Origin of the sequence: Curtobacterium sp. ZW137 (genome assembly GCF_003762905.1) — a bacterium.
Lineage (GTDB): Bacteria > Actinomycetota > Actinomycetes > Actinomycetales > Microbacteriaceae > Curtobacterium.
In genome coordinates, this window is sequence record NZ_RJKS01000001.1 from 336,165 (window position 1) to 354,845 (window position 18,681).

Sequence of the window (18,681 nt, forward strand, 5' to 3'; positions counted from 1 at the left end):
GGGAAACCGCCGTGCGGGTGCGGGATCCCGCAGGACGGTTTCGGAACTGAACGCGGGTACAGCCTGCAGCGTTGTAACGCCCGTCACCGCTCCGAGAGAGCCACCGCGGTCGCCATCGCAAGCCCCCGTTCGTGGGACAGCGAGACAGATACCGTCGTGATCCCGAGGTCCGCGGCGAGCGCCTCCGCGGCCCCGGACAGGACCACGGTCGGGGCACCGTGCTCGTCGAGGACGATGGCGACGTCGTGCGGCCCGATCGCGTCCGTGCGGGTCGGACGGAGCAGCTTGATCACCGCTTCCTTGCCGGCGAACCGGGCGGCGAGGCGGTCGGGTGCGTCGCCGGCGTCCGCACGCTCGCGTTCGGTGAACACGCGGGCGAGGTAGCGCTCGCCGTGCGCCTGGATGCCGGCGGTGACGTCCTCGACGGCGGCGAGGTCGCAGCCGGTGCGGATGGCGGTCATGACGGAAGCGTAGGGCCGTCGTGATCGGGCGTCGGGGCTTCGTTCGTGCTGCCCGCCCCGCGCCGGAGCGTCCGGGCCACCAGGCTCCTGAGCCACGCGTGTCCGCGGTCCGTGGTGAACCGGCGGTGCCACGTCAGCACGACGGCGACCGACGGCAGGTCGACCGGCGGCGTGAACACGACGGTGTCCCCGGCGGCGGCTGCCCGGGTCGCCACGGACGCGGGGACGACCACCACGGCGTCGGTCGCGCGCACGATCTCGATCGCGGCGCTCGTCGACGCCACCGATGCGATCACCGAACGGGTGTCACCGGTGGCGCGGTCCACCCGATCGCGGAGGCGTCCGCGGCGGGACACGACGACGTGCGGTGCCGCCAGCCAAGCGGTGAGGGTGATCTCGTCGTCGCCGAACAGCGGGTGGCCACGGCGAGCCAGCCCGACGAGGGCGTCGTCGGTGACCGTCTCGTGGTCGATGGCCGGCGCCGTGGGGACCTCCGACCCGATCTCGAGGTCGACGACACCCCGCTGCAGGTCCGTCGTGTCGTCGGGCGCCTCGCCGAGGAAGCGCAGGACGACCCCGGGGGCGTCCGCGGCGACCCGCTGCACGAGCGCCGGGGCGAGGACGGTGGCGAGGGCGTCGTGGGCGCGGATCGTGAAGGTCCGCTCCAACGTCCCGAGGTCGAGGCCGGTCTCCGGGGCGAGGACGTCGCGGCTCCGGAGGACGAGCGAGCGGACCTCCGCCCGCATGGCCAGCGCACGGGGCGTCGGGCGCATCTCCCGCCCGGCGCGGACCAGGATCTCGTCGCCGGTGGCCCGTCGGATGCGGCCGAGGGTGCGGCTCATCGCGGGTGCCGAGAGGTGCAGTCGGTCCGCTGCCCCGGTGACGCTCTCCGCTTCGAGCAAGGCGTCCAACGCGGTGAGGAGGTTCAGGTCGAGTTGCACGGGACGCAATCTACACGTGCACGGAATGTCCTTGTGTGCATCCTGTCGCCTTCCTAGCGTTGCTCCCGGATCGACCACCGGGGCCGACCGGATGCAGGAGACGAACCATGGACGACGACGCACTGCTCGACGACGCACTGCTCGACGACGCACTGCTCGACGGGGTGACCCGTGCCGTGTCCGATGCCGGACGAGTGCTGCTCGAGCGGTTCTCCACCGCGAACCGTGTGGACGACGCGGCATCGCTGCTCGCCGCCATCGACGCGAACGACGCCGCGTCGGCCGCGGTGCTCCGGCCGGCGCTCGAACGCCTCGCCCCCGACGTGCGGTGGGACGACGACGAAGAGGGCCATGGCGTGCTCGGGCCGGGCGCGTGGTGGGTCACGGACGCCGCCGAGGGCAACGTCAACCACGTCCACGGTTCGCCGGACTGGGGCGTCACCGCGACGCTCGTCCGGGAGGACGTCCCCGTCCTCACCGTCGTGGCGCTGCCCGCGCTCGGACAGGTGTTCACGGCGGTGCGCGGCATGGGTGCACGGCTGAACGGCGAGCCCGTCACCGTCTCGGCGAAGTCCGAGCTGTCCGCTGCGCTCGTCGGGACCGGGCAGGCGAAGCCCGGCGAGGACCCGGCGGTCCGTCGGCGGATGAGCACGTCGATCGACCGGATGCTCGACGCCGCACTGCTGGTGTCCGCCACCGTCCCGGCCACCCTGCAGCTCGTGCAGGTCGCCGCCGGGCACACCGACGCGTTCTGGCAGGAGGGGCAGGTGCGGTCCGGCCTCGTCGCCGGGGCGCTGCTGGTCGCGGAGGCCGGCGGCGCCGTCATCGACTCGACCGGAGCGCCGTGGACCCTCGCGAGCGCCGACTTCATCGCCACCAACCAGGGGCTCGGACCGGCCGTCGCGGCCGTCCTCGCCCGATGACCACCAGCACGACGACCACGAAGGACAGCACCATGACCACCACGAACGACGCCACCACGAGCGACGCCATCACCATCGCCGTCCTCGGCTCGGGACGGGTCGGCGGCACGCTCGCCCGCGGGTTCGCCGCCGCCGGGTACCCGGTCACCCTCGGGGTCCGCGACCCGTCGGTGCACGGCGACGGTCCGGTGCCCGTGACCGACACGGTGACCGCGATCAGCACCGCGGCACTGGTCGTGAACGCGACGCCGGGTGACTCGTCCCTGGAACGGTTGTCGGGCCTCCGTTCCGAACTCGCCGGGCGGATCCTGCTCGACGTGTCCAATGCGACCGTGCGGACCGCCGACGGCCTGCCCGGCGGGTTGCAGTACGCGGACGGGAGCCTGGGGGAGCGGCTGCAGCGGGCGCTGCCGGAGACGCGGGTCGTCAAGAGCCTCAACACGATGCTGTTCTCCGTGATGACGGATCCGGGGGCGCTGGACGTGCCGCCGACCGTGTTCGTGTCCGGTGGCGACGGGGGCGCCAAGGGCGTCGTCCGGCAGGCGTTGCACGGGCTCGGGTGGCGGGACGAGTGGATCGTGGACCTCGGGGCGATCGCGACCGCGGCCGGACCCGAGGCGATGGCGGTGATGGTGCCGAGCCTGCTCGCGGCGATCGGGTTCGCGCCGTTCGCGCTCTCCGTGGCGCGCTGACGCGGCCGCGGGTGCTGCGGCCGCTCCGGTCCTAGGATGGCGGGGAAGGGCCTTTAGCTCAGCTGGTAGAGCGCCACGTTTACACCGTGGATGTCGTCGGTTCGATCCCGGCAGGGCCCACCCCGCAGACCCTCGCGGTCTCGTACGCGAGGAGCCCGTCGGTCTCCGTCGCATCGAGCGCCGAGCGCACCCGATCCAACCGAGCCAGTGCTGACCGTCGACGCGGCGGCAGGGTGCATGACGCTTCGGGCGCTGGAGAAACGGTCAGTCACTGTCACGTTCGCCAGGAGATCGTGGACGAGCTCGTCGCGCTGCTCGCCCTCGGCGGTCCGGGATGTGCTGGCGCCGACGCCGGTGAATGAAAACAACGTGTTACAAGGTCAATGTGACGAATAAATTGCGTTGACGCCGGTCCAACGACCGATTACGTTCACTGCATGACCACCACGGACACCCACGCAGCGGGAGCGGACGACGTCGACCGCGCCGTGCTCCGCGCACTCGCCCACGACGGCCGTGCATCGTGGGCGACGATCGGGGAGCTCGCGGGCTGCTCGACCTCCACGGCCCAGCGCCGGGTCACCCGACTCGTCGAGGACGGTGCCGTCCGGATCATCGCCGCGTCGGACGTCCTCGCGTCGGGGTTCGGCGTCTCGACGAAGGTCCGGGTCCGCTCCGGCGCCGCCCGAGCGGACGCGCTGGCCGATGCGCTCGCCCGCCGGCCGGAGGTGCGGTTCGTTTCGACGCTGACGGGGTCCGCGGACTGTACGGCCGAGGTCGTCCTGCCACGGGTCGGCGACCTGACCGCGTTCCTCAGCACGATCGAGGTGGACGGCCGACCCGTCGAGACCGAGGCGCTGCCGATCGTCCGGACGTTCACCGCACCCTTCACGGTCTTCCCCGGCGACGCGCTCGCGCCGACAGCGGAACGGTCCACGACCGCGAACGCGCCGGCGCCGGACCCGTCGACGGGCCAGGGCGTCACCCCGGTGCACGCCGACGCGACCCCGGAGGAGCGAGCGGTCTTCGCCGCGCTCGTCCGCGACGGCCGGAAGCCGCTCACCGACCTCGCGCGTGAGGTCGGCCGCTCGGAGGCAGCCACCCGCCGCACCCTCGAGGACCTCGTGCAGAGCGGCCGGCTCCGCATCGGGCCGCTCGTGGCGCCGTCGCTGCTCGGCCGGGCGACCGAGCTCGAGGTGTGGATCTCCGTCGCGCCCGACCGGCTGTCGGCCGCAGCCGCGCAGCTCGCCGGGCATCCGTCGGTGCACTACGCCGCGGCGTCCCTCGGCCGGTTCAACCTGATCGGACAGGCGTTCCTGCCGGACTTCGCCTCCGTCTACACGTTCAGCACCGACGTGCTCGGGGCGCTGCCCGGCGTCCGCGAGGTCGACGTGACGGTGCAGCTCCGCACCGTGAAACGGATGTGGAGCCGCATCGAGGACGGACGCTTCGTCCCGACGAGCGCCACCTCGGTTCCGGCGATCCCATGACCAGCAGCGCACGCATCGCATGACCAGCAGCGCACGAGAGGACGACATGGACGACATCGCAAGCCAGCAGCCGTGGCAGTGGGACGAGGCCACCTGGCGCGGCCACGTGGAAGAGGTCCGCGCGGGTCGCACCCTGCTGCCGCCCGAGGGACCCGAGCGGTGGCCGGGCGGTGCGCGCGTGGCGGTCGCGATCTCCTTCGACTCCGACCACGAGACCCCGTCCCTCCGCGACGGGGAGACGTCACCGGGCCGGATGGCGATGGGGGAGTACGGCGCCCGCGCTGCGGTCCCGCGCATCCTGCGCCTGCTCGACCGCTACGAGGCACCGTCCTCCTTCTACATGCCGGCCGTGTGCGCACTGCTCCGACCGGACGAAGCACCGTCCTACGTCGAGCACGGGCACGAGGTTGCGGTGCACGGCTGGATCCACGAGCGGAACACGCAGCTCGGCCACGACGACGAGCTCGACCTGCTGAGCCGCGCCGTGGACGTGCTGACGAGCCAGACCGGCGTGCGGCCGACCGGCATCCGGACGCCGTCGTGGGACTTCAGCGACTCCACCCTCGACGTCGCCCGGGAACTCGGGTTCCGGTACGACTCCTCGCTGATGGCGGACGACGACCCGTACGAGATCCTGCACCGGGGCGCCCCGACCGGGATCGTGGAGATCCCGGTGGACTGGATCCGCGACGACGCCCCCTACCTGATGATGGAACGCTTCCAGTCGCTGCGGCCGTACACGCCGCCGCACGAGGTCGGCCGCATCTGGCGCGACGAGTTCGACGTCGCACGCGCCGAGGGCGGCGTGTTCCAGCTCACCATGCACCCGCACTTCATCGGGCACCGGTCCCGCCTCGTGGTCCTCGAGGCGCTCCTCGCCCACATCCGCTCGTTCGACGACGTCTGGTTCACCACCCACGCCGGCCTCGCCGAGCACGTCGCGACCGTCAGCGGTCTCGACCCGGTGGTCACGCCCGCCACGGACGTCACCACCTGACGGACGGGAGGCTCGGTGCCAGCCCGCGCCGAGCCTCCAGTCCGCTGCTCCACCCGTTCCGCACCCCCGTTCCTCCCACCAGGAAGTCGACGCAACGATGACAGCAGAAGCACCCAACAGCACGATCGGCGCCACCGGCGCCGGATCGACGGCCGTCCACGAGACACGACTCTCGGCCCGCGGCCGCAAGGCGATCCTGGCCGGCGGCATCGGCAACGTCGTCGAGTGGATCGACTGGGCCGTCTACACCACGTTCTCCTCGGTGTTCGGCCACCACTTCTTCCCGCCGGGGAACGACGCGGCGGCGCTCCTCGCGACGCTCGCGGTCTTCGCGGTCGGCTTCGTCATGCGCCCCGTCGGTGCGGCGGTGCTCGGCGTGTACGCGGACCGGCACGGCCGCAAGAAGGGGCTGATGCTCACCATCGGGCTGATGGCCGCAGCGTCCCTCCTCATCGGCATCACGCCCGACTACGGGACGATCGGGATCGCAGCACCGATCATCCTGCTCCTGGCACGACTCGTGCAGGGCTTCTCGGCCGGTGGCGAGTTCGGGTCGTCCTCGGCGTTCCTCGTGGAGTCGGCGGCCCCGAAACGACGGGCGTTCGCCGGCTCGTGGCAGCAGGTGTCGGTCGGCGCGGGCGTCCTGATCGCCTCCGGGATCGGCGCGATCATCACGTCGGTGCTCTCGCCGGCAGCACTCGACGCGTGGGGCTGGCGCGTGGCCTTCGTCTTCTGCGCCCTCATCGGGCTGGTCGGCATCTGGCTGCGGACATCCGTCCAGGAGACCGAGTCGTTCACCGCGCAGCGGGCCCGCGACGAGGAGTCCGCCGCCCCGAAGCGCAACCCGGTCGCCGCGATGTTCCGCGACCACCCGGGCGCGACCGCACGGGTGTTCGGCATCACCATCGCCGGCACGCTGCTCTACTACATGTGGGTCTCGTACATGCCGACCTACGCGCACGTGACCACCGGGCTCCCGCTGAACCAGGCCCTCATCGCGAACGTCATCGCCATGGTCGTGTTCCTGGTGCTGCTGCCCTTCGCGGGGATCCTGTCGGACCGGATCGGTCGCAAGCCGACGATGTCGATCTTCGCCGGCGGGTTCCTGCTGTTCGCGTGGCCCGCCTTCACGTTCCTCAACGGCACGTTCTGGTCGCTGCTCATCATCCAGGTGATCGGCATCCTGTTCCTGCTCGGCTACTCGGCGAACTGCGCGGTGATCATGGCCGAGCAGTTCCCGCCGGAGGTGCGTGCCACCGGCATCGGGCTGCCGTACGCCCTCGCCGTCGCGATCTTCGGTGGCACCGCCCCGTACATCACGACCTGGATGAGCGGCGCGGGCTTCGGGAACCTGGTGTGGGTGTACTGCGCGGTCGCCGCCGCGATCGGCCTCGTCGTCTACCTGACCATGCCGGAGACGAAGGGCAAGGTGCTCCGATGACGCGGCACGTGCTCGTCACCGGGGCTGCGAGCGGGATCGGTCTCGCCGTCGCACAGCGGTTCGCCTCGCTCGGCGATCGCCTGACCCTCGTCGACCACCGTGCGGATGCGCTCGCCGCGGCCGCCGGGTCGATCGGTCCCACTCCCGTCGGCACGATCGCGGCGGACCTCCGTGACCCCGACGCGCCGACCCGAGCCGTGTCCACGGCGTGGGAGCAGGCACCGGTCGACGTCCTCGTGAACGCCGCCGGCGTCTACCCCGCGACACCGTTCCTCGAGCTCGACGCCGCAACGTGGGACTCGGTGCAGGACGTCAACGTCCGGGCGCCACTGCTGGCCACCGTCGCGCTCGCCCAGCTCGCCACGGCGGCGGGCCGGACGCCCGCCGTCGTGAACATCACCTCGGGAGCAGCGCTCCGCGCCCGACCGGGCGCCGCGCCGTACAGCACCTCGAAGGCCGCACTCGAGATGGTCACCCGGGCCAGCGCCCTCGAGCTCGGCGCCGCCGGGATCCGGGTGAACGCCGTGTCCCCGGGGTTCGTCGTCGTCGACAGCGCGGTGAACCGCGTCAGCGACGAGTACGCGGCCGCCGTCTCCCCGAACCCGCTCGGCCGTCCAGGGGAACCGTCCGACATCGCGAAGGCCGTGGTGTGGCTCGCCGACCCGGAGCAGTCCGGCTGGGTCACCGGGACGGTGCTCCGCGTCGACGGGGGATCGTCGACCGGAGCGCACACCCTGCCGCTCAGCACCGCACGAGAGGAAGTCACCGCATGACCGACACCACCCCGTACACGATCGTCGGCGCCGGCGCCATCGGGGGCACGCTCGCCGTGCACCTCCACGCCGCCGGCGTTCCCGTCCAGCTCGTCGATGCCGACCCCGACCACGTCGCAGCCGTCCGGGCCGACGGGCTCCGGCTCCGCACGGCGGACGGCGAACGGGTCGCACGGCTGCCGATCTGGCACCTCGACGATGCCGACGCGCCGCCGGTCCTCGGACCGGTGCTCCTCGCCGTCAAGGCACTCGCCACCGACGCCGCATCGGCCTGGATCGCACCCCGACTCGCGCCGGACGGGTGGGTCGCGTCGCTGCAGAACGGGCTCAACGAAGCGACCATCGCGCGGCACGTCGGGGCAGACCGCACGGTGATCGCGTTCGTCGACCTGTTCGCGGACGTCGTCGCCCCCGGCGTGGTGCAGGACGGCGGACTCGGCGCGATGGCGCTCGGTGAGTACGCCGGGGGCACGAGCGACCGGAACCGCCGACTCGCCGAGGACCTGCGGCTGTGGGGATCGCCGGTGGTCACCGACAACGTCGCCGGGTTCCTCTGGTCGAAGCTCGCGTTCGGCGCGATGCTCACGGCCACCGCGCTCGCGGACGAGGACATGAGCGTCCTCATCGACCGGAACCGTGACGTCATGGCGTCACTGGCCCGTGAAGTGCTCGCGGTCACCGAGGCGCAGGACATCGTCGCGGAGCCGTTCGACGCGTTCGAACCCGCAGCATTCGCTCCCGGCGCGGACCCGACCGTGACGTCGGCGGCGCTCGACGGCCTCGTTGCGTGGCTCGCCACACAGGCGAAGACCCGATCCGGCATCTGGCGGGACATCGCCGTCCGGCACCGGAAGACCGAGGTGCCGCTGCACTACGGACCCGTCATCGAGGCGGGGACGTCGCTCGGCGTCGCGACCCCCGGCATCCGCGCGCTCGTCGCCGAGATCGTCGCCGTCGAGGAGGGCGCGCCGATGGACGAGGACCGGATCCGCGGCCTGGTCGCTGCTGCGGAGGCAACCCGGTGACGGGGACGACCGTGCACAGCCCCCTGCTCGACGCCGCGGAGTCCCGGCGCGCCCGGATGGTCGACGACCTCGTGGCGTACGTCGAGACCGAGACCCCCTCGGACGACCTGGTGCTGCTCCGGGCCGGTCTCGCACACGTCGAGCGGTTCCTGGCAGAGAGCGTCGGGCCGTTCACCGAGCGGAAGCTGCACGAGCCCGAGCGCCACGGGCCCGTCGTGGTCGGTGACCTGGCGGCGCCCCGCCCCACCGACTCCTGGGTCGTGGTGCTCTGCCACTACGACACCGTCTGGGCAGCCGGAACGCTCGAGGGCTGGCCGGTCCGCATCGACGGTTCCCGGCTCACCGGCCCCGGTGCCTACGACATGAAGGCCGGGCTCGTGCAGTTCGCCCACGCCGTCGCCCTCCTGGACGCCCTCGACCTCGATCGGCCGAACATCCGCCTCGTGCTGAACGGCGACGAGGAGGTCGGCAGCGTCGGCTCCCGCCCGGTCATCGAGGACGTGGTCCGGCGTACCCCGGGACCGGTGCTCGTCTTCGAGGCCTCGGCCGGAGCAGACGGCGCGCTGAAGACCGCACGGAAGGGCGTCGGGCTGTTCGACGTGGACATCCGCGGCGTCGAGGTGCACGCAGGTCTCGACCCGGCCGGCGGAGCCAGCGCCGTGGACGAACTCGCCCGGGTGGTCCTCGCCCTGCACGGTGCGGCGGATCACAGCGCCGGCACCTCGCTCAACGTCGGGGTCGTCACCGGTGGGACACGGCCCAACGTCCGAGCCGGCGCGGCGACCGCCGCGCTCGACGTCAGGGTGTCGTCCGACAGTGAGGCCGCGCGGATCGATGACGTCCTCGCCGGGCTCGTGCCAGCGGCGTCCGCTGCCTCGATCACGGTCACGGGCGGGTGGAACCGTCCCGTCATGGCACGGACCGACCGGAACGTGGAGCTCTTCCGGACGGCCGAGGCCGCGGCGGCCGCGATCGGTCTCGTGGTCACCGAGACGAGCGTCGGCGGCGCCAGCGACGGGAACTTCGCGGCAGCGCTCGGCGCGGCCGTGCTCGACGGTCTCGGGGCCGTCGGGGACGGAGCCCACGCGCGGCACGAGTGGGTCGACCTCGACGCGATGGTCGAGCGGACGGCGTTGGCGGCGGAGGTGCTCCGGCGGCTCGCCTGAGGCGGGCGTGCCGCGGCGCACCGGTGCTACGGTCGGGCTGTCCGTGCACGATGCCGAGGAGGTGCTCACCATGCACTTCACCGCAGAACTGCGTCACGACGACGCACTCCTCGAACGCACCTTCGTCCTCGGCGAGATCCCCGGCATCCTCTGGACGCCCGCGACCGCCGGTCCCTCCGCTCCCGTTCCGCTGCTGCTCCTCGGACACCCCGGTCGCCTGGACGCGATGCACCCCCGGCTGCTGGCACGAGCCCGCCAAGCGGCCGAGCTGGGGTTCGCCTCGGCCACCATCGAGCTCCCGCACGCGGGGGAGCGTCCACCGTCCGCGGCGCTCGATCAGGCACGAGCCGAACTCCGGTCGGCGATCCGCGCGGGCGAGACGCCGAGCGACGACGTCGTCGACCGGCTGGTCCTGCCGCTCGTCGAGGAAGCCGTCCCGGAGTGGCGAGCGCTCGTGGATGCGGTCCTCGCCCTGCCGGAGGTGGGCGGCCCCGTCGGCTACTCCGGGGGCGTGATCGCGATCGGCACGCGACTCGCGGCGGTCGAACCGCGCGTCGTCGCCGCTGTGCTGTTCGCCGGCAGCTACGTCCCGCGTGCTGCGCTGGCCGATGCGGCGGCGGTCAGCATCCCCGTCCACGTCCTCCTGCAGTGGGACGACGCGGGGAACGACCGTCGGGCGGCGCTCGAGCTGTTCGACGTGTTCGGTTCGGCCGAGAAGACGCTCGCGGCCAACACCGGAGGTCACACCGGAGTCCCGGAGTTCGCCGGCGAGGAGGCAGCCCGGTTCTTCGCGCGACACCTCCGGAGCGCGACCAGCTGAGCGCGACGGGTGCGGACCTCAGCGGACGAGCCGCAGGGTCGTCTCGATCGGGCCGAAGCTCGAGGTGGCGCCGTCGGCGCTGAACCCGTTCCGTCGGTAGAAGGCGTGCGCGCGCGGGTTGTCGTCGGCGACCCAGAGCGACGCCGGACGCTCGCCGAGCACGGCGTCGAGCAGTGCTTGGCCCGCACCACTTCCGTGTGCTCGCGCCAGCACGTAGAGCATCGTCAGTTCTTCGGGGCGGACCGCGTCCGGACCATCAGTGGCCTCCACCGCGGCGAACCCGACGACGCCCGACCCGTCCGTCGCGACCGCGGTGGCGGTCCTGATGGACGGGTCGTCGAGGTTCGAGCGCCACATCCCGATCCGCCGTTCGACGCTGAACCACGGGTTGGTGTCCGGGTCGTCCACGAAGCGTCCGTACGTCTCACGCCACGATGTGGCGTGCACGCGGGCGATGCCCTCCGCGTCGCCGACGGTCGCGGGCCGGATCGCGGTTCCGCTGATGTCAGGTTTCCCCATGTCTCGACCGTACCGACCCTGGTCCCTCCGATAATTCTGCGTGAACTCTTCTTCAGATGTGACGGATGTTCGCCACACTGACGGTGGGCACGGCGCGCAGCCCCGAGTCCACTCCCATCCGGAGCTGCCAGCGCTGGCGGCGAAGCGAACGAAGGAACGTCCATGGGCACGATCACCACGACAGACGGCACCGAGATCTTCTTCAAGGACTGGGGCTCGGGACAGCCCATCGTGTTCAGCCACGGCTGGCCGCTGTCCGCCGATGACTGGGACACGCAGATGCTGTTCTTCCTGGCTCAGGGCTACCGGGTCATCGCGCACGACCGACGCGGTCACGGCCGATCGACCCAGACGTCGGACGGGCACGACATGGACCACTACGCGGCCGACCTCGCGGCGCTCACGGAACACCTCGACCTGCACGACGCCATCCACATCGGCCACTCCACCGGCGGCGGTGAGGTCGCCCACTACATCGCCCAGTACGGCGAGGAGCGGGTTGCCCGGGCCGTCCTGATCAGCGCCGTGCCGCCGATCATGGTGCAGACCGACGCGAACCCCGGAGGCCTTCCGAAGAGCGTCTTCGACGACCTGCAGGCGCAGCTCGCCGCGAACCGGTCGAACTTCTACCGCGCGCTGCCCTCCGGCCCGTTCTACGGCTACAACCGTCCGGGCGTCGAACCGTCGGAGGCGATCATCCAGAACTGGTGGCGCCAGGGGATGATGGGCGGCGCGAAGGCGCACTACGACGGGATCGTGGCGTTCTCGCAGACCGACTTCACCGAGGACCTGAAGAAGATCAGCGTCCCCACCCTCGTCATGCACGGTGAGGACGACCAGATCGTCCCGTTCGCGGACGCCGGCCCGCTCTCGGCGGAGCTCGTCCAGAACGGCACGCTGAAGGCCTACCCGGGCTTCCCGCACGGGATGCCGACGACGGAGGCCGACACGATCAACGCCGACATCCTGGCCTGGCTGCGCTGACTCCGGAGTGCGGCGGCCGGTCGATGGCCGCCGCACCTCGGCGCGGCGCTCAGCACGCGTCGTTGCAGAACCTCCCGACGAGCGTGAAGCTGCTCGTCGTCGGGAGCTGGACGTCCAGGTGCACCGTCGACCCGGCGGGCAGGGGGATCTGGTAGTCGCTCGTGTCGTCCAGCCCGGAGCAGGTGTCCTGCTCGAAGACCCGCGGATCCTCCTGCAGCGTGTAGCCGCCGGTGCCGGTCGAGCAGGCGAACTCCGCCATCAGGTACCGGGGGTGGGATGCGGGGACTCGGACGGTGACGTCCTCCGGTCCGGTACCGGATGCGTCCACGCCCGCAGGTGCGGCCGCCGTCGTCGGGGAGGCAGTGTGGGCTGGGGCCGTGCGGGCTGCGGCCGTGGTCGTGCCGGCGCTGGCACATCCGGTCAGCGCCGCGACGACGAGGACGGCGGTGATCGCAGCACCGACCTTGGTGGACCGTCCGTGCATGGGTGGCTCTCCGATTCCTGATCCGGCACCGTCCTCGGTGCCCCACACCGAAGAGCATCCCGGAAGTCGGGGCGCGGTGACAAGCCTCGACGGCTCCTGGAGAACCGGTCAGTCACTGTCATGATCGCCAGGAGGTCAGGAACAAGCCCGCCGAGCCGCGCAGCCCGGCCCCCGCCGCGGCCCCGCCCGACGGTCACGGCCCCGGGCCCCGCCCACGGCCCCGCCCGGCCCCGGCCGCAGCGTCGGCGGTTCAGGCCACCGTCGCCCGCTCCACGTCCAACGCCCGGTCCGCAACCCGTTGCGCGAGGATCCGGACCTCCCCGATCGCCGTGGTCTCCCACAGCGCCCCACGGAGCGCGTGCCCGATCCCGAGCAGCCGCCCGTCGGCCACACCGTGCACGTCGCGGAGGGCCCCGCTCGCATCGGCGTCCGGCCCGAGCCCGACGGGCTCCGGCACGATCCGCCCCGCCGCCAGGAGCGCGTCCACCACCGGGCTCCACCCCGGCGTGGTGACCGCGGCCGGCCCCGTGCAGAACACCACGACGTCGTACGCCGCCGGGTCCGCGTCGCGCTCGTACCGCAGGGTGCCGGCGTCGACGAGCGCGGTGAGCTCGGCGTGCACGGACGGTGCCATCCGGTGCCGGTGCACGTCCCACCGTCGTGCGAAGTGCGACAGGAACCGTCGCCGTTCCGGCTCGCTGAGTCCGAGCCAGTGGTCCATGAGCCGCGGGCGGATCCCGTCGATGACCGGCTGCCAGGGGGCGCCGTCGGCGTCGGCCGCGACGAGCTGTGCCCGCAGGTCCGATGCGAGCGAACCGAGGGAGCGCGCGTCCGGGGAGAGTCCCGGTCCGGGTGCGGCGGGGGAGTCGAGGTGCACGGCCGGCACGAGCAGGTGCCGGCTGGTCGCGGTGAGGCGGATGCCGTCGTCGCGACGGGCGAGCGACGTGGCGACGTCGACCATGGTGAGTCCGGTCCCGATCAACAGGACGGAGGCTCCTGCCGTGATCCCGGCGATCGCCCCCGGCTCCCAGGGGTCGTCGATCTGCACCGCAGCTCCGGTCTGCCAGGTGGCGGGCGGCGGGTTGCCGATGGCGAGGACGGCGACGTCGGCATCGATGGTGGTGCCGTCGGTGAGGGTGACCGACGCCCCGGCGTCGTCCACGCGGAGGTCGACGGCGTCGCCCTGGACGGCGCGCACGCGGCCGTCGGACCGGGCGACGAGTCGCGCCCAGACGTCCTCGAGGTAGTCGCCGAAGAACCGGCGTTCGATGAAGTCCCCGGGGGCGAGTTCGCGACCGTGCTCGGCGGCCCAGCGCAGGAAGTGGGTGTCGTCCTCGGCGCTGACGCTCATCTTGCCCGCCGGGCTGTTCAGCCGGTGGTGCTCGTCGGCACGGCCGTACGCCACGCCCCGTCCGATCGTCGGTTCCGCGGCGACCACGGTGATCGTGGGGGACTCGGCACCGCGGGCGAGCGACCGTTCCTCGAGCGCGACCGCGACGTACACCGCGCTCGCTCCACCACCGACGATGACGATCGACGTCCCGGTCACGTGTTCCTCCGCCTCCCGCGCACCGTCCGGCACGCGTCTCCACCGACGCTAGTGGCTCACCCGTGGCCGCGCGGCGACGATGCGGTCCGCGCCGACCCGGATCGCCTGGACCAGCTCGGTCATCGCGACGCTCGGCGGGCCCGTCCGCGACACCAGGGTGAACTCGGTGGGGCCGGGGTCGGGGAGCCCGACGAGGGGGACGAGTCCCGGCGGCAGGATGGCGCCGGCGTGCACCGTGACGCCGAGGCCCGCTGCGACCGCGGCGCGGATGCCCTGCTGGCTCGCCGAGACGCACGTGATCCGGTAGTGCAGCCCGGCGCGCTCGAGCGCGCCGATCGCGGCCTCCCGCGTGACGCTCGGCCCCGGGTAGGTCACCAGGCGGACCGGTTCTCCGGGGACGACCCGGTCGTCCGGACGCCCGGCCCAGACCAGGTCGTCGCGGAACACCAGGTCGCCGACGTCCTCGGTCGGGCGGCGCTTCACGAGCGCGAGGTCGAGCCGGTTGTTCCGCACCTCGTCGCGGAGCTCACCGGTCAGCCCGACGCGGAGCTCGAGGTCGACCGCCGGGAACGCCGTCCGGAAGTCGAGCAGGATGTCCGGCAGCCCGGTGGCGACGATGTCCTCGGACGCGCCGAACCGGATGTGGCCGGCGAGCCCGGTGTCGGTGAAGTAGGCGGCCGCCTGACCCTGGGCGGCCAGGATCTCGCGGGCGAAGCGGACCATCGCGACGCCGTCCGGGGTGAGCTCGACCGTCTGTGTGCCGCGGCGGAACAGCTGCCGACCGGTCTGCTGCTCCAACCGGGCGACGTGCCCGCTCACGGTGGACTGGCGGATCCCGAGGTCCTTCGCCGCGGCGGTGAACCCGCCGGTGCGCTCGATCGCCAGGAACGTCTGCAGCAGTGTCGTCTCGAACACCGGGCCGTCCTCTCATCGTGGATCGTGATGACCCTACCCGGCCTGCGCGGGGGATCCGATGGGCTCCCGGTCCTCCCTCGGGTGCTCGTCGTCCTGTGCGCTGAGGTACAGGCGGTGGCTCGTGATGATCAGGGACAGCCAGCCCGCGCCGGTGACCCAGCCCACCGCGACGTCGGTGAACCAGTGCGCGCCGAGCAGCACCCGGGACAGACCGACCGTGACGGCCGTGCCGGCCGCTGCCCCGATCACCGCCGCCTGCGGGCCGTCGTCCCGTTGCCGGAGCGCGAACAGGTAGGCCAGGACCCCGAGGATCGTCGTCGCGTTCAGGGTGTGCCCGGACGGGAACGACGGGGACTTCTCGAACGGCGGGATGGCGTCGCGGCGGTGCGGCCGGTTCCGCTTGATGAGGTCCTTGCCGACGAGGGTCATCGCGAGCGAACCGGCTCCCGCGGCGACGAGGAGCACCACGGGGCTCGCGCGGCGCTCCCGGACCGCGAACGCGACCGCCGACCCGATGGTCAACGCCGGCATCGCGACGGGGCCGAAGACGTGCGCGATGCCCGCGGCGGCACCGTCGGCGACCGGGGAACGGAGCCGCTTGGCCCGCTCGAGCACCGGACGGTCGAGGCTCGCGATGCCGTCCTTGCCGGTGACCCCGTCGTAGATGTACGCCGCACCGGCCGTCGCCGCGACGGCGATGCTGCCGCCGACGGCGAGGGTCGCGACGAGGGCACGGCGGGCGCCGATCCGGTCGGCGACCCGCTGGTGTCGCGACGCCAGCCGCCTGCCGGCGCGGCTGCGCCACTCGGTGAGGTCGCGGCGGCCGATCCGCCGGTCGTGGGGGGTCGGGCTGGTGGACGCGGCGTCGGTCATCCCACCACCATGGCCCGACCCGAGGTCGCGCGTGCTCACGCGACGCTGCGCAGCGCGGCCGCCGGGCGCAGTCGGGATGCGCGCCACCCGCCGAAGGCGCCGGCGAGTGATCCGCCGAGGACGGAGAGCCCGACGGCGACGAGGACGATCCCCGCCGTGATCGGGATCTGCAGGACGATGTCGCTCGCCACGCTCGACGACGCGGCTGCCCCCGGACCACCGGCACCGGCACCGCCGCCCGCCGTCGTGGAGGCGGTGGAGAGCGTCGGGGCGATGACGTTGACGACGATGATCCCGATGATCCCCGCCGCCGCACCGATCGCGCCGCCGATGAGCCCGGTCACCATCGACTCGCCGGCGACCTGCCGCACGATCCGGCCGTTCGACCACCCGATCGCCTTCAGCGTGCCGAACTCCCGCGTGCGCCGGGTCACACCGGACACGGTGAACAGGATCGCGATCGCGAACGCCGCCGCGAGGACGAGCAGGGACAACCAGGTCCCGAGGTTCGACAGCAGGTTCGACACCGTCGCCAGCGACCCGGAGATGCTCGACGCGAGGTCGGCCTGCGTGGAGACCGTCGCCTTCGGCAGCGCCGTCTCGATGGCGGCCTTGACGGTGCTGACGTCGGACGCCGAGGTCGCGGCGACGGAGATGTCGCTGATCTTCCCCGTCAGACCGGAGAGCGCCTGGGCGGTGTCGAGCGGGATGTAGGTGTCGGTCGCGGTGGCGGAGTCCGACGAGGTCGACGCCACGATGCCGACGACGCTGAACGTGGTGCCGCCGATGTCGAGCGTGTCACCCACGTCGAGGTCGGCACCGGTGGCGTAGGTGCTGTCGAGCACGACCACGTCCTCGCCGTCGTCGCTCGACTTCAGGTACCGGCCACCGGAGAGCTCCGTCGAGGACATCGGACCGACCGTCGTCGCGGCGGTGGAGATGCCCGTCACCGTGAAGGAGTCGACGCTGAAGGCGCTGTCCCCGGTCCCGGACGCCGACGGAGCCGCGGTCGACCCGGACGACGGTGCGGCCGTCGAGCCGGACGTCGGCGCCTTCCCGATCGACCCGGAGAACGCGCTGTTCTGCAGCGACAGCGTCGCGGTCGCCGCGCTGACCCCGTCGATCGCCTCGACCTTCGTCAGTGCACTCGCGCTGTACGTCGCGGTGCCCATCGCCGCGGAGAGCGTGCTCTTCGCCACGCTCGTGTCCCCGCTGGAGTCGTCGGTCGACCCGTCGCCGGACCCGAAGTCGAACTGCTGCGGCCCGCCGGAACCGGCCGTCGCCGCCTGCGTGACGGTGATGTCGGTCCCGACGCCGTACACGGACTCGAGCGCGGTGGACTGGGCCTTCGCAACGCCGGCGGAGAACCCGCTGACGACGATGACGAGCGCGATCGCGAGGGCCATGCCCAGCGCGATGACGACGCTCTGCTTCTTCCTGTTGACGAGTTCTCGTCGGAGGTACGCGAGGAACATCTGGACTCCCGGTTCGGTGGGTCGGCGGATGCCCGACGCTACGAACGGGGACGTGCAGCGACCCGGCAGCCGCCGGAGGACCGCCTAAGAGCGACCGAGCGTCGGGTCGACCAGCACCTTGGTCTCCTTGCTCGTCCCGCTCCCGAGGTCCCGGAGCACGGCCTCGAGCCCGTCCAGTCCGACGGTGGCGGTGTGCAGCACGTCGACGTCGACCGCGCCCGACGCGATCGCCGCCATCGCCCCGACGAAGTCCTCGTGGGTGTAGGCGAGCGAGCCGATCACGGTCAGCTGCCGGCTCTGCCAGTCGCCGTAGCTCACCTCGGAGGTCGTCATCGGGTACCCGAGCAGCGCGAGCGTGCCGCCCCGACGAACCAGCTCCGCGGACGCCTGGAACAGCGTCGGCGCTCCGGTGCACTCGTAGAGGACGTCGGCCCCGAGCCCGTCGCTGACGCGCTGCAGGTGCGCGCGGAAGTCGTCGCCGGGCGCGAAGACCGCATCGAAGCCGAGCGCCGTCGCGGTGGCGCGGCGAGCTGCGTTCGGCTCGACGACGATCACGGTGCGGGCCCCGGCATGCCGCGCGTGCTGGGCGGTGAGCAGACCGATCGGACCGGCGCCCTGCACGACCACGACGGCACCGAGTCGCTGTCCCGCGCGGCGGACGGCGTGGAACGTGACGGTGGTCGGCTCGACGAGGCCGGCCTGCTCGTCCGTGAGCCCGTCGAGCAGCGGCTGCACGCGGCGCTCCGAGACGACGACCTCGGTCGCGAACGCCCCGTGTGCCGGAGCGTCCGGGTCGATGCCGTTCGCCTCCTGGTACACGAGCTCGCACTGGTCCGTCTGGCCGGCGCGGCAGTACGCGCAGCGCCCGCACGCGGGACCGACGCTCGCGACGACGCGCTGCCCGACCTGGATGGTCGAGACGCCCTCACCGACGGCGGTGACCGTGCCGGTCCACTCGTGCCCGAAGACCGCGGGCGGCAGGAACTCCGGCGCCTGGAAACCGTGCACGTCCGTCCCGCAGACGCCGACGTAGCGCACCCGGACGACGACCCGGCCCACTGGTGGAGCAGCGACCTCCTCGTGGTCGACGGTCAGGGTGTCGGGTTCGACGACGTGGGCGTACGTGGCGGTCATACCGCCACAGTAATCCGAC

At 72.5% G+C, this 18,681-nt stretch carries 19 protein-coding genes and 1 tRNA gene; 11 read left to right on the plus strand and 9 right to left on the minus strand.

Features of this window, described 5'->3' with window-relative positions; genetic code table 11:
• Positions 1-83: 83 nt before the first annotated feature.
• Entirely contained in the window at positions 84-461 is a 378-nt protein-coding gene (locus EDF55_RS01510) for a holo-ACP synthase (protein WP_123653176.1), read from the minus strand.
• Positions 458-1,402, minus strand: a complete 945-nt coding sequence (locus tag EDF55_RS01515) for a LysR family transcriptional regulator (RefSeq protein WP_123653177.1) — start codon at positions 1,400-1,402, stop codon at positions 458-460. Before EDF55_RS01515 ends, EDF55_RS01510 begins: the two co-directional genes overlap by 4 nt.
• Positions 1,403-1,509: 107 nt before the next feature.
• Here EDF55_RS01515 and EDF55_RS01520 point away from each other — a divergent pair, with 107 nt between their 5' ends.
• From EDF55_RS01520 to EDF55_RS01560, 10 genes are all read left to right on the plus strand, one after another.
• Positions 1,510-2,325 (plus strand): inositol monophosphatase family protein, encoded by an 816-nt coding sequence (locus tag EDF55_RS01520; protein ID WP_123653178.1) that lies wholly within the window; start codon positions 1,510-1,512, stop codon positions 2,323-2,325.
• Positions 2,322-3,017, plus strand: coding sequence for an NADPH-dependent F420 reductase (locus EDF55_RS01525; RefSeq protein ID WP_221180714.1), 696 nt, complete (start codon positions 2,322-2,324; stop codon positions 3,015-3,017). The genes EDF55_RS01520 and EDF55_RS01525 overlap by 4 nt, the downstream gene beginning before the upstream one ends.
• Positions 3,018-3,064: 47 nt before the next feature.
• Positions 3,065-3,137, plus strand: a tRNA-Val gene (locus EDF55_RS01530).
• 317 nt (positions 3,138-3,454) lie between these two features.
• Positions 3,455-4,507, plus strand: a complete 1,053-nt coding sequence (locus EDF55_RS01535; protein ID WP_123653179.1) for an Lrp/AsnC family transcriptional regulator — start codon at positions 3,455-3,457, stop codon at positions 4,505-4,507.
• A 46-nt stretch (positions 4,508-4,553) separates the two neighbouring features.
• On the plus strand, positions 4,554-5,504 hold the full coding sequence (locus tag EDF55_RS01540; protein WP_123653180.1) for a polysaccharide deacetylase: 951 nt from the start codon (positions 4,554-4,556) through the stop codon (positions 5,502-5,504).
• Between the two features lie 97 nt (positions 5,505-5,601).
• Complete coding sequence (locus EDF55_RS01545; protein WP_123653181.1) at positions 5,602-6,945, plus strand: MFS transporter; 1,344 nt, start codon at positions 5,602-5,604, stop codon at positions 6,943-6,945.
• Positions 6,942-7,718, plus strand: a complete 777-nt coding sequence (locus tag EDF55_RS01550) for an SDR family NAD(P)-dependent oxidoreductase (RefSeq protein WP_123653182.1) — start codon at positions 6,942-6,944, stop codon at positions 7,716-7,718. The genes EDF55_RS01545 and EDF55_RS01550 overlap by 4 nt, the downstream gene beginning before the upstream one ends.
• Positions 7,715-8,743, plus strand: a complete 1,029-nt coding sequence (locus EDF55_RS18980) for a ketopantoate reductase family protein (protein ID WP_221180715.1) — start codon at positions 7,715-7,717, stop codon at positions 8,741-8,743. Before EDF55_RS01550 ends, EDF55_RS18980 begins: the two co-directional genes overlap by 4 nt.
• On the plus strand, positions 8,740-9,909 hold the full coding sequence (locus tag EDF55_RS18985; protein WP_221180716.1) for a M20/M25/M40 family metallo-hydrolase: 1,170 nt from the start codon (positions 8,740-8,742) through the stop codon (positions 9,907-9,909). Before EDF55_RS18980 ends, EDF55_RS18985 begins: the two co-directional genes overlap by 4 nt.
• Before the next feature lie 43 nt (positions 9,910-9,952).
• Complete coding sequence (locus EDF55_RS01560; protein WP_311317134.1) at positions 9,953-10,729, plus strand: alpha/beta hydrolase; 777 nt, start codon at positions 9,953-9,955, stop codon at positions 10,727-10,729.
• An 18-nt stretch (positions 10,730-10,747) separates the two neighbouring features.
• Here EDF55_RS01560 and EDF55_RS01565 read toward each other — a convergent pair whose 3' ends face one another.
• A complete protein-coding gene (locus tag EDF55_RS01565) occupies positions 10,748-11,248 on the minus strand; it encodes a GNAT family N-acetyltransferase (protein WP_123653183.1) in 501 nt (166 codons plus the stop codon).
• A 162-nt stretch (positions 11,249-11,410) separates the two neighbouring features.
• Here EDF55_RS01565 and EDF55_RS01570 point away from each other — a divergent pair, with 162 nt between their 5' ends.
• Complete coding sequence (locus EDF55_RS01570) at positions 11,411-12,232, plus strand: alpha/beta fold hydrolase (protein ID WP_123653184.1); 822 nt, start codon at positions 11,411-11,413, stop codon at positions 12,230-12,232.
• Positions 12,233-12,281: 49 nt separating this feature from the next.
• On the opposite strand, the gene EDF55_RS01575 is transcribed toward EDF55_RS01570, so the two are convergent.
• The 6 genes from EDF55_RS01575 to EDF55_RS01600 all read right to left on the minus strand — a co-directional run bounded on the left by EDF55_RS01575 (position 12,282) and on the right by EDF55_RS01600 (position 18,662).
• Positions 12,282-12,716, minus strand: a complete 435-nt coding sequence (locus tag EDF55_RS01575; RefSeq protein ID WP_123653185.1) for a hypothetical protein — start codon at positions 12,714-12,716, stop codon at positions 12,282-12,284.
• Between the two features lie 250 nt (positions 12,717-12,966).
• Positions 12,967-14,265, minus strand: a complete 1,299-nt coding sequence (locus EDF55_RS01580) for an FAD/NAD(P)-binding protein (RefSeq protein WP_185017043.1) — start codon at positions 14,263-14,265, stop codon at positions 12,967-12,969.
• Between the two features lie 48 nt (positions 14,266-14,313).
• Entirely contained in the window at positions 14,314-15,180 is an 867-nt protein-coding gene (locus EDF55_RS01585; RefSeq protein ID WP_123653187.1) for a LysR family transcriptional regulator, read from the minus strand.
• A 33-nt stretch (positions 15,181-15,213) separates the two neighbouring features.
• Positions 15,214-16,053, minus strand: a complete 840-nt coding sequence (locus tag EDF55_RS01590; protein WP_123653188.1) for a phosphatase PAP2 family protein — start codon at positions 16,051-16,053, stop codon at positions 15,214-15,216.
• A gap of 35 nt (positions 16,054-16,088) precedes the next feature.
• Positions 16,089-17,528, minus strand: coding sequence for an ABC transporter permease (locus EDF55_RS01595; protein ID WP_123653189.1), 1,440 nt, complete (start codon positions 17,526-17,528; stop codon positions 16,089-16,091).
• 84 nt (positions 17,529-17,612) lie between these two features.
• A complete protein-coding gene (locus tag EDF55_RS01600; RefSeq protein ID WP_123653190.1) occupies positions 17,613-18,662 on the minus strand; it encodes a zinc-binding dehydrogenase in 1,050 nt (349 codons plus the stop codon).
• Positions 18,663-18,681: the final 19 nt, after the last annotated feature.

Bases quoted from the DNA above. Each gene is read 5' to 3' on its own strand.
- EDF55_RS01510 (WP_123653176.1), bottom strand. From the start codon at position 461: ATGACCGCCATCCGCACCGGCTGCGACCTCGCCGCCGTCGAGGACGTC.
- EDF55_RS01520 (WP_123653178.1), top strand. From the start codon at position 1,510: ATGGACGACGACGCACTGCTCGACGACGCACTGCTCGACGACGCACTG.
- EDF55_RS01525 (WP_221180714.1), top strand. From the start codon at position 2,322: ATGACCACCAGCACGACGACCACGAAGGACAGCACCATGACCACCACG.
- EDF55_RS01535 (WP_123653179.1), top strand. From the start codon at position 3,455: ATGACCACCACGGACACCCACGCAGCGGGAGCGGACGACGTCGACCGC.
- EDF55_RS01540 (WP_123653180.1), top strand. From the start codon at position 4,554: ATGGACGACATCGCAAGCCAGCAGCCGTGGCAGTGGGACGAGGCCACC.
- EDF55_RS01545 (WP_123653181.1), top strand. From the start codon at position 5,602: ATGACAGCAGAAGCACCCAACAGCACGATCGGCGCCACCGGCGCCGGA.
- EDF55_RS01550 (WP_123653182.1), top strand. From the start codon at position 6,942: ATGACGCGGCACGTGCTCGTCACCGGGGCTGCGAGCGGGATCGGTCTC.
- EDF55_RS18980 (WP_221180715.1), top strand. From the start codon at position 7,715: ATGACCGACACCACCCCGTACACGATCGTCGGCGCCGGCGCCATCGGG.
- EDF55_RS01565 (WP_123653183.1), bottom strand. From the start codon at position 11,248: ATGGGGAAACCTGACATCAGCGGAACCGCGATCCGGCCCGCGACCGTC.
- EDF55_RS01570 (WP_123653184.1), top strand. From the start codon at position 11,411: ATGGGCACGATCACCACGACAGACGGCACCGAGATCTTCTTCAAGGAC.
- EDF55_RS01575 (WP_123653185.1), bottom strand. From the start codon at position 12,716: ATGCACGGACGGTCCACCAAGGTCGGTGCTGCGATCACCGCCGTCCTC.
- EDF55_RS01590 (WP_123653188.1), bottom strand. From the start codon at position 16,053: ATGACCGACGCCGCGTCCACCAGCCCGACCCCCCACGACCGGCGGATC.
- EDF55_RS01595 (WP_123653189.1), bottom strand. From the start codon at position 17,528: ATGTTCCTCGCGTACCTCCGACGAGAACTCGTCAACAGGAAGAAGCAG.
- EDF55_RS01600 (WP_123653190.1), bottom strand. From the start codon at position 18,662: ATGACCGCCACGTACGCCCACGTCGTCGAACCCGACACCCTGACCGTC.